The organism is Arthrobacter sp. BG5, assembly GCF_056680155.1.
Window position 1 is genome coordinate 1,347,667 of record NZ_CM155268.1, and the last position, 13,982, is coordinate 1,361,648.

A 13,982-nucleotide genomic window follows, 5' to 3' on the forward strand; every position below is an offset into this window, starting at 1 on the left:
ACCGAAAGACCCCTCAACGTGGACGAGCCGCGGACTTTCCAGTCCGCGGCTCGCCCACGTTGCTGCGGGGCTTGTCCGGCCCCGCCGGTCAGGCGTTGGCGGTCAGGCGTTGGCGCGGACCGCCGCGGCCAGGACCTCGAGGCCGTCCAGCAGAAGCTCGTCGCTGATCACCAGCGGCGGCAGCAGCCGGATCACGTTGCCGTAGGTGCCGCAGGTGAGGATGATGACGCCCTCCTTGAGGCAGGCGGCCGCAACGGCCTTGGTCAGCTCCGGGTTCGGTTCCTTCGAACCGGCCTGGACCAGTTCGATCGCGAGCATGGCGCCACGGCCGCGGATGTCCCCCACCACGGACAGCTCGGAAGCGAGTTCGCGCAGCTTGCCCAGCGCGACTTCCTCAATGTGGCGGGCCCGGGCGTTGAGGTCGTACTGCTCCATCGAGCCGATGGCGGCCAGTGCCGCGGCGCAGGCCACCGGGTTGCCGCCGTAGGTGCCGCCGAGGCCGCCGGGGTGCACGGCGTCGAGCAGGTCGGCGCGTCCGGTGATGGCGGAGAGCGGCATGCCGCCGGCGATTCCCTTGGCCATGGTGACGATGTCCGGGACCACTCCTTCGTGGTCCACGGCGAACCACTCGCCGGTGCGGCAGAAGCCGGACTGGACCTCGTCGGCAATGAAGACGATGCCCTTGTCCTTGGCCCAGGCCGCAAGGGCCGGCAGGAAACCTTCGGCCGGGACGATAAAGCCACCCTCGCCCTGGATGGGTTCGATGATGATCGCGGCCACCGACTCGCCGCCGATCTGCTTTTCGATCATGGTTATGGCTCGCTTGGCGGCCTCGGCACCGGTGATCTCCGGGTTTTCCTCGCGGTAGGGGTAGCTCATCGGCATCCGGTACACCTCGGGCGCGAACGGGCCGAAGTTGGTCTTGTACGGCATGGCCTTGGCGGTCAGCGCCATGGTGAGGTTGGTCCGGCCGTGGTAGGCGTGGTCGAAAGCGACGACGGCGTCGCGGCCGGTGGCGAGGCGGGCCACCTTGACGGCGTTCTCCACGGCCTCGGCACCGGAGTTGAACAGCACGGTCCGCTTCTCGTGGTCGCCCGGGGTAAGCCGGTTCAGCTGCTCGGCGACGGCGACATAGCCTTCGTAGGGAGTGACCATAAAGCAGGTGTGGGTGAAGTGCTCCGCGGCTTCCTTCACGGCGCCGACGACGGCGGGGTCCGAGGCGCCGACGCTCGTCACCGCGATGCCGGACCCGAGGTCGATGAAGGAGTTGCCGTCGACGTCCTGGATGATCCCGCCGTCGGCGTCGGCGACGTAGACCGGGACGCTGGAGGCGACGCCGGACGCGACGACCGCCTTGCGGCGTTCGGTCAGGGCGACGGACTTGGGGCCCGGGAAGTCGGCCTGGACGCGGCGCTTCTGCTCCAGACGGTACGTGATGTCGTTTGCTGTGGTGGTCATGGGGAAGGCCTTTCTAAGCGTGGAAGGGTCGGCGGGGCCGGGTCTGGCGGGAGCAGTGAGGCGGCGGCGTCAGGCGGCGGCGTTATGCATCTGCGTTATGCGTCGAGCGCGCTCATGACGTGCTTGATGCGGGTGTAGTCCTCGACGCCGTACATCGAGAGGTCCTTGCCGTAGCCGGACTGCTTGAAGCCGCCGTGCGGCATCTCGGCGGTGAGCAGGATGTGCGTGTTGATCCAGACGGCGCCGAAGTCGAGGTCGCGGCTGACCCGCATGGCCGTGCCGTGGTCCGTGGTCCAGACGCTGGAGGCAAGGGCGTAGTCGACGTCATTGGCCAGCTCGATGGCCTCGGCTTCGGTGCTGAACTTCTGCACAGTGATGACCGGGCCGAACGTTTCCTTCTGGACAATGTCATCGGTCTGCTTGGCGCCGGTGACAATGGTGGGCTCGAAGAAGAAGCCCTTCTCCCCCGCGCGGTGGCCGCCGGTCTCGATCTTGCAGTTCGCCGGCAGGTGGTCCACAACGGAGGTGACCGCGTTGAAGTGGTTGACGTTGTTCAGCGGACCGAAGTAGTTGTCCTCGTCGTTCTGCGAGCCCGTGTGCAGGGTCTTGGTGTGCTCCACCATGGCGGCCACGACGTCGTCGTGCACGGAATCCTCGACCAGGACGCGGGTGATTGCCGTGCAGTCCTGGCCGGCGTTGAAGAAGGCGAACTCGGCGATCGCCGCGGCGCTCTTCTTGATGTCCGCGTCCTTGAACACGATCGCCGGGGCCTTGCCGCCGAGCTCCAGGTGGGCGCGCTTGAGGCCCTTGGCGGCGCCGGAGGCGACGGCGATGCCGGCCCGGACGGAGCCGGTGATGGAGACCAGGCCCGGCACCTTGTGCTCCACCATCAGGGCGCCGGTCTCGCCGGTGCCGAGGACGACGTTGAGCACACCGACCGGGAGGATCTCGCCGGCGAGGCGGGCCAGGACCAGGGTGGATTCCGGCGTGGTGTCGGAGGGCTTGAGGACCACGGTGTTGCCGGCCGCGAGGGCGGGGCCGATCTTCCAGACCGCCATCAGGAACGGGTAGTTCCAGGGGGCGACCTGCGCGACGACGCCGATCGGTTCGCGGCGCACGTAGGAGGTGTGGCCCTCGAGGTATTCGCCGGCGGACTTGCCTTCCAGGAGGCGGGCGGCGCCGGCGAAGAACCGCAGCTGGTCCGCGCCGGCGGCAACTTCCTCAGCGGCGATCAGGGAGCGGACCTGGCCGGTGTTGCGGTGCTGCGCCTCTACGAGTTCGTCGCTGTTGGCCTCCACGGCGTCGGCGAGCTTGAGCAGCATGAGCTGGCGCTGGCCGGGGGTGACGTGCTTCCAGCTGGCGAAGGCGTTTTTCGCCGCTGTCATGGCCGCGTCGACGTCGGCCTGCACCGAGGCCGGCGACTTGGCAACCACCTCGCCGTTGGTGGGATTGACGATGTCCAGCACGGCGGTGCCGGCGGGGGTGACGAACTCGCCGTTGATGAAGTTCTGCAAGGTTTGAACCACGGTGTACAACCTCTTTCGTGCTGGCCTGGGGAAGACAGGTAGGAGGGATCTGCGACTGCTCCGAGCCTATGCCAGGCACGCAAGCCGGGGAATAGGCAGCTGCACACCGAAGCCACGGGGCTTTAGTGCGGTTGACCAGCACCCGGCTATCCTGATTCCATGGCAATTTCACTCGCGGCCCTGCTGGGAGTCCCGTCCTTGAAGCTGACGAAATCCGGCCTCGCGGAAACCACCTGGCACCAGGACATCCACTGGGTCGCGGTGACCGAACAGGAGGACCCGCAGCGCTTCCTCAACGGCGGGGAACTGGTCCTCACCACCGGGATGCGGCTCAAATCCGCGCCCGAGCAGCGACGCTTCGTCCGCCAGGTCCAGCGGGCCGGCGCCGTGGGGATCGGCTTCGGGATCGGCCTGACGCACGAGGCGGTGCCGCCGGCGCTGATCGCCGAGGCCAACCGGTGGGGCCTGCCGGTGGTGGAAGTGCCCTACGAGACACCCTTCATCGCGATCGGCAAGCTGGTGGCCGATGCCCAGTCCGCGGACCACTACGCCAAGCTGGAGCGGCTGATTGCCGGGCACCAGGTCCTGGCCCGCGCCCTGCTGACCGGCGGTGGACTCGCCGAACTCCTCAAGCATCTGGGCTCCATGCTGCGCACCGACATCGTCCTGACACAGTTCACCGCGCAGCTGTACAACAGCGCCGCCGGCAGCCCCTCCCCCACGGCGGACGGGTGGGCCTCCTACCCGATCCCCACCGGCCGCCGCGACGCCTGCACGCTCTGGGTCCGGCACCCGTTCGAAGACTCGGGAATCGTCGGCTACGCGCAGAACCTCATCAGCGTTGAACTCAACAACATGGTCAAGCAGCGCCAGTCGCAGCGCGCCCTGGCCGGGCAGGTGCTCGAGGACGTTATCCACGGGACGCTCGAGGCCACCGAAGCCACCCGGCGGCTCGCCGGCATCGGCGTCAACAGCACCCGGAAGAACGTGGTGCTGCTGGCGGAATCGGCGGCCCACGCCAAGCAGCTGGGAAGCACCTCGCTGCCGCAGCCGCTCGCGGCGGCGGTGACCGCCGTCGTCGGCAAGGACCTGGTGGTGCTGATCCACGACGACGGCACCGGCGCCGGCGCCCTGGCCCGGAGCCTCAGCGACCACCTCGCCGAGGCCGGGATCCATGCCACGATCGGCGTCGGCGGGGCCTACACCAAACCGAACGGCCTGCGTTGGAGCTACTTTGAGGCCCGCGACGCTGCGAGCCACGGCCTGCCGGTGAACGAGCCGGAGCGGCTGAGCCTGACCTCGCTGCTACTGGCCAGCGAGGACGTGCCACTGGCGGACATGGCGAACGAGTCGCTGAATCCGCTCCGCCACTTCGACGCCGCCCACGGCGCCGAACTGATGACCACGCTGGAGAGCTACCTGAGCAACAACGGCTCGGTCGCGGCCGTCGCGGAGGAGCTCACCCTGCACCGCAACACGGTCCGGTACCGGCTGGCGCAGATCACCGAACTGACCGGCTACGACCCGGCCCAGACCGCGGACCGGGTGCAGCTCTGGCTGGCGCTGGCCGTGCAGCGGCTCAGCGCCCGACACCCGCGCTGACGCCGTCCCTGCTAAACGCAACGCGGGGTCACTTCGCGCCCGTCCGGGACCCCGGAGTGGGCGCGAAGTGACCCCGCGTGGTTTGGTGTTTAGCGGGAGAGGCCCTTGAAGACGTTCTTCGGCCGCTGCATCTCGCCGTGCTTGGCGCCCAAAACGATCACCGAGCCGGCGAAGACGGGGATGGCCCACTGCAGGATCTTCAGCTGCTGCTGGGCCGAGCGGAGTTCCTCGGAGGCGCCAGGCTTGGGCTCGGTGGCGCCTTCGGCACCCTCGGCGGCGAGCTTGTCCACCTTCGCACCCTGCAGGCCGGCGTACAGGGACACCGCGGCGCCCGCCAGGGTGACGATTGACTTGTAGATGCTCAGCCGGGTGACACCGTCCTGCTTGGCCATCCGGCCCTTGTTCTCCCACATGATGGCGAGGCCGGAGAGGAAGTGCGCACCGAAGGCCGCCGTCTGGTACGGGGCCCACTTCTTCCAGCCGAGGCTGGACAGACGGGTCCGCTCGGCCGGGTCCTTGGCCTCCGCCGTCGCGCCGTTCAGCCCGATGGCGCCCATCAGCGAACCGCCAAACCACGCGCCGGCGGTCAGGTCGTGGATGGATCGGGCAACAAGATTACCTGCCATGGTGAGCTTCCTATCGTGTGAAATCGAATCCGGAGCGGCACGGCCCGCAGGGACCGCACCCCTGACATAGTAAGCACACTTACCACCAAGTTGATAGTCCCCGGTTTCCGGCGGGCGCGCACCGGGAAGGCAGCGCCGTTTCGCGTAAGCTCGTGGCCATGGAGGAAGACGTTTGAGCCGGGAACTGCCGGGCGGGGAGGCGGTGCCGGTCCACGAGGCCGCCATCGGCGAAGCCGCCGATGCCGCGGAGGCCGCCTCCAACAGCAGGGTGCTCGACGTCGTCGCCCGCTGGGGCTTCGCCGTGATGGCCCTGCTCCACGTTGTGATCGGAGCAATCGCCGTCGCGCTGGTGCTCGGCGCTCCCGGCCAGGCCGAGCCCACCGGCGCCATTGAGCAGCTCGCCGCCAACCCGTGGGGCCCTGCCGTAATGTGGTCCGGCGCCGTCGGCTGCGCCGGTCTCGCCCTGTGGCAACTGAGCGAGGCGACGCTGCGGGCCAGGCATCTGCCGCGCGGGGAACGCCTGGGCAAACTGGTTTCCTCGGGCTTCCTGGCTATCGCCTACGGCAGCGTCGGGTTCACCTTTGCCAGCTTCGCCGTCGGCGTCCGCAGCGACTCGGGCGAGTCCACCGCGGCGTTCAGCCAGGCCCTGCTGAACCGGCCGCTGGGCACGCCGCTGCTGATCGGGCTGGGCCTGACGGTCAGCGGGATCGGCGTCTACTTCGTAGTGAAAGGCCTGGGCAAGAAATTCAAGGCGGAACTGCGGCACTTCGAGGGCACGCACCGGGGCCACCTCATCAGCGGCCTGGGCGTGGCCGGCCATATCGCCAAGGGACTGGCGCTGGTCCTCACCGGGCTGTTGTTTGTTATGGCCGCGGCCACCAACGACCCCGGCTCGTCCACCGGCCTGGACGGCAGCCTCAAGGCGTTGCAGCACCACCCCTTCGGTCCGCTCCTGCTGCTGGCCATTGGCGCCGGGTTCATCGCCTACGGCGTATTCGCCCTGATCCGCGCACGCTTCGGGCGGATGTAACCCGTCAGCGCAGCGGGACGACCGCGCCCTCCTGGTACAGCAGCGCCCGGAGCTCCGACTCGGCCGAATCCAGCCGCTTCGGGTCGATGGTCTCCCCCGCCGCGAAGTGGTCCAGCAGGCGCGGATCCACGTAGCTCTTCCGGGCGATCGACGGCGTGTTGCCCAGCACCGCCGCGGCGTCGACCATGGCGCGGCTCACGGCGCGTTTCCGGGCCGAAACCTTCGGCTGCGGGCCGCTCTTGGCCAGGCTCACGGCCGCCGCGACGGTGCCGCGCAGGGTGCGGAAGTCCTTCGCGGTGAAGTCCGCTCCGGTGCGCTCCTTGACGTACTCGTTGATCTCGGCGCTGGTGACCGGGTGCCAGCTGCGCCCGTTCTTGTAGGCCAGCAGGCGGGCGTTGCCGCCGCGGCGCTTGAGCGAGCGGACGACGGCGGCGAGGTCGGCGTCGTCGATCCGGGACTCCCACGTCTTGCCGCTCTTGGCCGGGAAGCTGAGCCGCAATTCGTCCTTGCGCACTTTCACGTGCGCGCAGAGCAGGGTGGCCAAGCCGTGGCTGCCGTTCTCGTTGGTGTACCGCTCCGAGCCCACGCGCAGCGATCCGCTGTCCAGCATCCGGAAGGCGGCGGCGAGCACACGCTCCCGGGTGAGCCCCTCGGAGCGCAGGTCCAGGGTCACCAGCCGGCGCGCGGACGGCAGGGTTTCCGCGAGCTGCAGCGACCGGTCAAACTTGAGCCGATCCTTCCGCTCCCGCCAGCCGGGGTGGTAGATGTACTGGCGCCGGCCCACGGTGTCGACTCCGGTGGCCTGGATGTGCCCGTTGTCGTAGGGCGCGATCCAGACGTCGGTCCACGCCGGCGGGATCCCGATGCCTTCCAGCCGGTCCCGCACCGGCCCGGCCGGCAGGGTGGAACCGTCCAGGTCCTTGTAACTGAAGCCGGTCCCGGCGGGAACTCGGCGGTAGCCGCGGCCGGACGCGTTGCTGTGGCGGAGCCTCATCGGCCGGATCCTGGGTGCCTCGCGGTGTCCATGACGGTAAGCCTACTGACTACCCGCTGCGAATGCCCTTTTTCCAAGCAACGCGGGGTCACCTCGCGCCCATGATCCCCACCGGGATGGGCGCGAAGTGACCCCTCGTTGCACTTGTCAGGAGGATCAGACCTCCGCAGCGACACCGCCGCGGGAAATCTCCACCATGTCCTCGCGCGGGACCACCTTGATGCGCTCGCGCTGGACGCTCTCCGCCCCGGCGCTTGCCTTCTCGCCGAGCGACCGTTCATGCGCGTCCAGGGCGAGCCAGCCCTCCCAGCTGGTGTACTGCACGCCGCGGTTTTCCAGCAGTCCAACGATCGCCGCCGGTGCGGGTGCCGCGGCCAGCGGCAGGCGGTCGCGGTCCTCCAGCAGGTAGGTCACGGTTTCCAGTGCGTCGCCCTTGGTGTGGCCGATCAGGCCGACCGGGCCGCGCTTGATCCAGCCGGTGGCGTAGATGCCCGGCACGTGGCTGCCGGCAGCGTCCAGGACACGGCCGCCGTCGTTCGGGACCACGCCCTTGCTGTGGTCGAACTCCACCTCGGGCAGCGCGGAGCCGAAGTAGCCGATGGCGCGGTAGACGGCCTGGACCGGGTAGTCGACGAACTCGCCGGTGCCGCGGGCGTTGCCCGTGCCGTCCAGTTCGGTGCGCTCGAACTTGATCCCGGCGACGCGGCCGGGGGTCGCGGCGTTGTCGTACACCTCCACCGGGCTGTGCAGGAAGTGCAGGTGCAGGCGGCGGGACGCGGTGAGCTCGGAGAGGTCTTCGGGCTGTTCGGCGATCCAGTTGGTGAGCGTGCCCACCATGGTCTTGGTCTGGTTGTTGCTCTGGATCTGGCGGTCCGATTCGGCGTCGAACTCGAAGTCCTCGGCGTAGAGGACGATGTCAACGTCCTTGGAGTGGGACAGCTCGCGCAGTTCCAGCGGAGTGAACTTCACCTGCGCTGGCCCGCGGCGGCCGAAGACGTGGACGTCTGTGACCGGGGAATCCTTCAGGGCACGGTAGACGTTGTCCGGGATTTCGGAGACCAGGAGGTCATCGGCGTGCTTGGAGAGCATCCGGGCGACGTCCAGGGCGACGTTGCCGTTGCCGATCACGGCGATTTCCTTGGCCTCCAGCGGCCAGTCGCGGGGAACGTCCGGGTGCCCGTCGTACCAGGAGACGAAGTCGGCGCCGCCGTAGGAGCCGTCGAGTTCGATGCCGGGGATGTTCAGGTCCGCGTCCTTGATGGCGCCGGTGGCGAAGATGACGGCGTCGTAATGGGTGCGGAGATCCTCGAGGGTGAGGTCCGTGCCGTAGTCCACGTTGCCGAAGAACCGGATGTCGCCGCGGTCCAGGACCTTGTGCAGGGCGTTGACGATGCCCTTGATACGCGGGTGGTCCGGGGCCACGCCGTAGCGGATCAGGCCGTAGGGTGCCGGGTAGCGGTCGAAGAGGTCGATGCTGACGGTGAGTTCGCCGCTTTTGACGGCCTCGCTCTTGGTCAGGATGTCCGCGGCGTAGACGCCGGCGGGGCCGGAACCGACGACGGCGACGCGCAGCGGGCGGGCGGGCGTTCCTACGGGGGTGTTCGTTGACACGGCTGTGTTCCTTTATTCTTCTGCATCCGTTGCTCCATAAGCGCCGTTTTGAGGCTTGATAACGGCAGTTGTGGAGCAATCGACGGTCTTTACGGGGTCATGACGCGGGTCTTGGTGGTGCGTGTGCTTCGGGGTGCGTTCGGGGACGTGGTGCTGTAGTCCGCGGTCTTGAAGTGCGACGGCGCGAACGGGCTGACGCGGACCACGTCACCGATCACGATCACGGCGGGATTCGCGACGCCTGCGGCCTCCGCTTGGTCCGCGATAGTCTCGAGCGTTCCGATGGTCACCCGCTGGTTGGGCAGGTATCCATTCTCTACGATGCCAACAGGTGTCCCGGCTGGCAAACCGGCGCGTCCCAGCGAGGCCGCGGAATCGCGCAGTTGTCCCACGCCCATCAGCAGGACCACCGTGTGGTCGGCGCGGGCGGGCACTTCGGAGAGCTCCTCGTGGCCGGTGACCACGCTGAAGCCCTTGGCCAGGCCGCGGTGCGTGACCGGGATTCCCGCGGCGGCCGGGACGGAGACCGCCGAGGTGACGCCGGGAACGACTTCCACCTCCACGCCGTGCTGCCGGCAGAATTCTGCTTCCTCGCCGCCGCGGCCCAGCACGTAGGGGTCGCCGCCCTTGAGCCGGACCACCCGGTGGCCGGCGAGGGCTTCGTCCACCAGGATCCGGTTGATCCCGGACTGTGGGACCGGGTGGTGGCCCGGGGTCTTGCCTACCTCGATCACGCGGACGTCCGGGGCGAGTTCGGCCAGGAGTTCACGCGGGCCGAGGCGGTCCGCGACAACGACGTCGGCCTGGCCCAGGAGCCGCCGGCCTCGGACGGTGATGAGCCCGGAGTCGCCGGGACCGCCGCCCACGAGCGCCACGGCGCCGGGCCCGTCGGCTGAGCCTGTGCCCGAAGCGCGGTGGCGGCGCAGCGGCAGGTCCCCGGTGTCCAGGGCGGTGGCCACGGCGTCCCGCAGGGCCATCGCGCGGCGCGGGTCTCCCCCGGCGTTCACGGCGATCTTGACGTCATCGACGACGGCGACAGCGGGCGTCCAGGCGGCCGACGCCTCGTGGTCGGAGGCGTTGACGCACCAGATGCGCTGCGCCTCGGCGTCGGCGGCGACCTGCGCATCCACCGCGGCGTCACCCGTGGCGGTCTGGACGAACCAGGCGGCGTCGACGTCGGAGCCGCGGTACGGGCGGCGCTGCCAGCTGAGCAACCCGGCGTCGGCCAGTTCGTTCAGGGCCGGGCAGGCAAGAGGCGCCACGACGGTGACACGGGCGCCGGCGTCGAGCAGTCCTTTGGCGCGGCGTGCGGCGACGGGTCCGCCGCCGACCACCAGCACCGGGCGGCCGAGCAGGCGCAGCGCCGTGGGGTAAATGTCCTGAATTGCCATGCATCGACGATAGGGCGGCGTCATCGGGCACAACAACGGTGCGGAAATACCAGTTCACGCAGGGTAACGGGGCGTAACCTGACGCTCTGCCGGCTGGCGGGCCGGCCGATTTTTGGGTGAATGACCGGCGCTCCGGGGGAACTTTCACGGCTGCGGCAGCCGCCCCGCCCCCAATCGACGGCGTGTCTGTGTCAAAGTCGCCCCGGGCGGAAGGCACAGCGTCGTGAAAGAGCCCTCGCCCCTACTTCACTGCGATGACCTCGACCAGTTTGATGTCCGGGTCCTTGGCGAGCAGCGCCGGGCCGTGCTCGCCAAGCGCCGCGGGGATGGCGCCGTCGAGGTGGGCCTGCCGGTCCTCCTCGGTGTCGAAGGTGTCGAAAATGCCGAAGGTGTTCTCACTGACCCGGAAGGCGTACCAGGTCCGGGTGCCGGGTTCGCCGAGCACGATCTCGCGGCCACCGTTGAGGAAGTCCCAGACGTCCTGTTCCTTCCCCGCTTTGGCTTCGACCAATGCCAGCACTCCAAATTTTGGTGCCACGGCTGTCTCCTTGGAATCGGGATGGACGGCCGGATAACGGCCTGTAGCCGTGAGTGTAGGCCTCCCCGTCACCGCAGACAACAGCAACGCGGGGTCACCTACGGCCCATAAATCCTTGGATCATGGGCGGTAGGTGACCCCGCGTTGCTTGGGCGCCAGGGATCTACCGGGTGCTGCCGGAGAGCAGGCCGCGGCGGCGAAGCAGGCGCTTTTCGATCGGGGCGAAGACCAGCAGTTCCACCAGGATGCCGACGGCGAGGATCAGCAGGATGGCGGCCAGCACGATGGTCATGTCCGCGAGGTCGCGGCCCTGGTTCAGCATGGAGCCGAGGCCGAAGCCCATGCTGCCGCCCACCGTGATGATTTCCGCGGCCATCAGCGAGCGCCAGGAGAAGGCCCAGCCTTGCTTGAGCCCGCTCAGGTAGCCCGGCAGCGCGGCCGGGAGGACAATCTGCAGCGCCAGCTGCAGCCGGGATGCGCCCAGGACCGCGCCGACACGGCGGTACTGCGGCGGGATCTGGTCGACGCCGGAGATCAGCCCGTTGATGATCGAGGGGATGGCGCCCATCAGCACGACGAAGTAGACGGTGGCATCGCTCAGGCCGAACCAGATGATGGCGGCCGGCACCCAGGCCACCGAGGGCAGGACCTGCAGCCCCGAGATCAGCGGCCCGAAGGCGCGCCGGAGCGGGGCAACCTGGGCGAGCAGCAGGCCCACCGGCGTCGCGATGACGACGCTGATCAGGAAGCCCGTGACGCCGCGCTCAAGCGACGTCCAGACGGCCTCCTGCAGTTTGCCCTCGGCCGCGAGCGTGCCGAGCTGGCCGATGACATCCAGCGGGCCGGGGACCAGGTCGCGGCGTTTGATGCCCAGCCAGACGTACACCTGCCAGGCGACGATGAGTACGGCGAGCGCGGCCACCGGCAGCAGAATCCGGGTCCAGTCGATGCGGGCCTTGCGGACGGCATCGGACTGGAGCGAATCGAGTCCGGCTTCCAGTTCACGCAGGTCGGCGGGGCTCGTCGAGGACCGGGTCAGGGCGGCGGTGACTGACGCGGCGCCAGGCGCCGCGCCCGTTGCCGCCCCGGGAGTGGCATCGGGCCTGTCGGAGCCGGCCGCTTCGTCCGCAGGACGAAAGCGGTCCGGCGAAGGGGCGGGGGCGGCAACGGGTGTGGAGCCCCAGAGGGACTTATTGGGCATGGCGGCGGATCTCCTCGCGTAGCCGGGCGGTGATGACGCCCGTCAGGTGTCCGGCCAGGCCGGCGTCGGTACGGTGTTCCTCGGAGACACGCCATTCCTGGACCACGCGCCCCGGCCGCGAGGAGAGCAGCAGCACGCGCTGGCCCAACCGGACGGCTTCCCGGACGTTGTGCGTCACAAACACGATCGTGCGGCCGGTTTCCTTCCAGATCCGTTCCAGCTCGTCGTGCAACAGGTCCCGGGTGATCGCATCCAGCGCGGCAAACGGCTCGTCCATCAGGAGCAGCTGCCGGTCCTGGGCCAGCGACCGGGCCAGCGCCACCCGCTGGCGCATGCCGCCGGACAGCTCGTGCGGGCGTTTGTCCCCCGCCCCGCCCAGGTGCACCAGGTCAAGCAGCCCGTCCGCCTGCACCCGGCGTTCGGCCTTGCTGACGCCGCGCAGTTTAAGCGCAAGCTCCACGTTTTCCCGTGCGGTCAGCCACGGGAAGAGTGCCGCGTCCTGGAACATGAACGCCGCGCCGTCGCTGGGCACTTCGAGCGCGCCCGACGTCGGGGCTTCCAGTCCCGCCATGATGTTGAGCAGGGTGGACTTGCCGCAGCCGGACGCACCGAGCAGGGCGACGAACTCGCCCTGCCCGATGGCGGCATTGACGTCGTCCAGTACCGGGGCGCCGTCGCCGAAGCGCTTGCCCAGGTTTTCCAGTACGACTGGCATGGTCGGGTCCTTACTGTTGTGGCGGGTGGCTGGAGGCTAGGGAGCTAGTCCTTGCCTAGCCATCCGGCGGAGATCTTTTTGCCGGCCGAACTCTCGCCCAGGACACTGTTGAGCGCCGTGAGGTCGAAGATGCCGTTGATGTCGGCCTGCTTGGTGGTTCCGGCGTCGACGCCGTCCTGGAGCAGTTTCTTGTAGGTCCCGGCGAGCGGGTCGGTGGTGAAGGCGATGTTTTTCAGGGACCGGTCGATGACGTCGGCCGGTAGCGCCTTGCCGGCGGCTGCCTTGAGTGCGTCGTTGAGAACGGTGGCTTTCTCGGCGGCGGGAGCCGCGTTCAGCCAGTCGACGGATTCAACATGGCCCTTGAGGAGCGCCTGCACGGTGGCCGGGTGCTCCGCGGCGAACGTCTTGTTGACGATCAGGACGGTGGTGACGAACTCGCCTCTGTCCCACAGGTCCTTCTCATCGACCAGGACCTTTGCGCCGGCCTGGAGCACCAGGCGTGACGCCCACGGCTCCGGCAGCCAGGCGCCGTCGAGCTTGCCGTCCTGGAAGAGTTTGAGGGTCTGCGCGTTCTCGGTCGGGTTGATCGTGACGTCGCCGCTGCCGTCTGTGGAGGTCTTGAACCCCTGATGGCCGAGCCAGGCGCGCAGGGCTACGTCCTGGGTGCCGCCGAGCTGCGGCGAGGCGAGCGTCTTGCCTTTGAGGTCGGCGGCCGAGTTGATGCCGGGTTTGACCACCAGTTGCGCACCGCCGGCCGTGGCGCCGGCGATGATGCTGATGGATTCGCCTTTGCTCTTCACGTAGGAGTTGATCGCCGGGTTGGGGCCGATGTAGGTCGCGTCGATCGCGCCGGCGTTGAGCGCTTCGATCGCGGCGGGGCCGGCGTTGAAGACCTGTGTGCTGAGCTTGGTTTGACCCAGTTCCTTGGCCATGAACCCCTTGGTGACGCCAACCAGGGCCGGGCCGTGGGTGATGTTGCCGAAGTAACCGAGCCGCAGTTCCGCCGTCGGGGCGGTGCCGGCGGCCGGTGCTGCACCGGCGTCGTTGGTGCGGGACACCGTCGAGGCGACGGCGGCGCCGGCGCCGATCAGCAGGGCGAGGCCGACGGCGACGCCGATTTCGACGGTGCGCCTGCGTTTCGGCTTGGCCGATTCGCCGGCGACGATCCGGGTGGTGCCGGGGGTGGGGTTCTTAGGCGTGGATGACATGGAAGGATCCTGTTCGTGGGGTGCGGGTGGGCCGGGCGGGTGGTCAGCGCCGGCGACATCGCCCCTGGAGTGCCCTGAGGGA

General features: G+C 68.9%; 12 protein-coding genes. 2 read left to right on the plus strand and 10 right to left on the minus strand.

The genetic code is table 11. The annotated features are described in order from the left end of the window. Positions 1–102 precede the first annotated feature (102 nt). Both gabT and AC1MBE_RS06165 read right to left on the minus strand, forming a co-directional pair. Positions 103–1,458, minus strand: a complete 1,356-nt coding sequence (gene gabT / locus AC1MBE_RS06160; protein WP_479781580.1) for a 4-aminobutyrate--2-oxoglutarate transaminase — start codon at positions 1,456–1,458, stop codon at positions 103–105. A 95-nt stretch (positions 1,459–1,553) separates the two neighbouring features. Next, complete coding sequence (locus AC1MBE_RS06165) at positions 1,554–2,984, minus strand: gamma-aminobutyraldehyde dehydrogenase (RefSeq protein WP_479781582.1); 1,431 nt, start codon at positions 2,982–2,984, stop codon at positions 1,554–1,556. A 159-nt stretch (positions 2,985–3,143) separates the two neighbouring features. On the opposite strand from AC1MBE_RS06165, the gene AC1MBE_RS06170 reads away from it, so the two are divergent. Continuing rightward, positions 3,144–4,586, plus strand: coding sequence for a PucR family transcriptional regulator (locus AC1MBE_RS06170; protein WP_479781584.1), 1,443 nt, complete (start codon positions 3,144–3,146; stop codon positions 4,584–4,586). Positions 4,587–4,675: 89 nt separating this feature from the next. On the opposite strand, the gene AC1MBE_RS06175 is transcribed toward AC1MBE_RS06170, so the two are convergent. Continuing rightward, a complete protein-coding gene (locus tag AC1MBE_RS06175) occupies positions 4,676–5,212 on the minus strand; it encodes a hypothetical protein (protein ID WP_479781586.1) in 537 nt (178 codons plus the stop codon). Between the two features lie 172 nt (positions 5,213–5,384). Here AC1MBE_RS06175 and AC1MBE_RS06180 point away from each other — a divergent pair, with 172 nt between their 5' ends. Beyond that, complete coding sequence (locus tag AC1MBE_RS06180) at positions 5,385–6,242, plus strand: DUF1206 domain-containing protein (RefSeq protein ID WP_479781588.1); 858 nt, start codon at positions 5,385–5,387, stop codon at positions 6,240–6,242. Between the two features lie 4 nt (positions 6,243–6,246). Here the strand turns inward: AC1MBE_RS06180 and AC1MBE_RS06185 are convergent, their stop codons facing one another. The 7 genes from AC1MBE_RS06185 to AC1MBE_RS06215 all read right to left on the minus strand — a co-directional run bounded on the left by AC1MBE_RS06185 (position 6,247) and on the right by AC1MBE_RS06215 (position 13,900). Further along, positions 6,247–7,236 carry a DNA topoisomerase IB gene (locus AC1MBE_RS06185; protein WP_479781590.1) on the minus strand — a complete coding sequence of 330 codons (990 nt, stop codon included), beginning with the start codon at positions 7,234–7,236 and terminating at the stop codon, positions 6,247–6,249. 156 nt (positions 7,237–7,392) lie between these two features. Further along, a complete protein-coding gene (locus AC1MBE_RS06190; protein ID WP_479781592.1) occupies positions 7,393–8,847 on the minus strand; it encodes an FAD-dependent oxidoreductase in 1,455 nt (484 codons plus the stop codon). An 89-nt stretch (positions 8,848–8,936) separates the two neighbouring features. Next, complete coding sequence (gene cobA / locus AC1MBE_RS06195) at positions 8,937–10,238, minus strand: uroporphyrinogen-III C-methyltransferase (protein ID WP_479781594.1); 1,302 nt, start codon at positions 10,236–10,238, stop codon at positions 8,937–8,939. 241 nt (positions 10,239–10,479) lie between these two features. Beyond that, positions 10,480–10,776 (minus strand): putative quinol monooxygenase, encoded by a 297-nt coding sequence (locus AC1MBE_RS06200; RefSeq protein ID WP_479781596.1) that lies wholly within the window; start codon positions 10,774–10,776, stop codon positions 10,480–10,482. 163 nt (positions 10,777–10,939) lie between these two features. After that, complete coding sequence (locus AC1MBE_RS06205) at positions 10,940–11,977, minus strand: ABC transporter permease (RefSeq protein WP_479781598.1); 1,038 nt, start codon at positions 11,975–11,977, stop codon at positions 10,940–10,942. Beyond that, positions 11,967–12,692: an ABC transporter ATP-binding protein gene (locus tag AC1MBE_RS06210; protein ID WP_479781600.1), complete on the minus strand. Its 726-nt coding sequence runs from the start codon at positions 12,690–12,692 to the stop codon at positions 11,967–11,969. Before AC1MBE_RS06210 ends, AC1MBE_RS06205 begins: the two co-directional genes overlap by 11 nt. A 44-nt stretch (positions 12,693–12,736) precedes the next feature. Beyond that, the gene (locus AC1MBE_RS06215; protein WP_479781602.1) at positions 12,737–13,900 is read right to left on the minus strand and encodes an ABC transporter substrate-binding protein; all 1,164 of its coding nucleotides are present in this window, start codon (positions 13,898–13,900) and stop codon (positions 12,737–12,739) included. Positions 13,901–13,982: the final 82 nt, after the last annotated feature.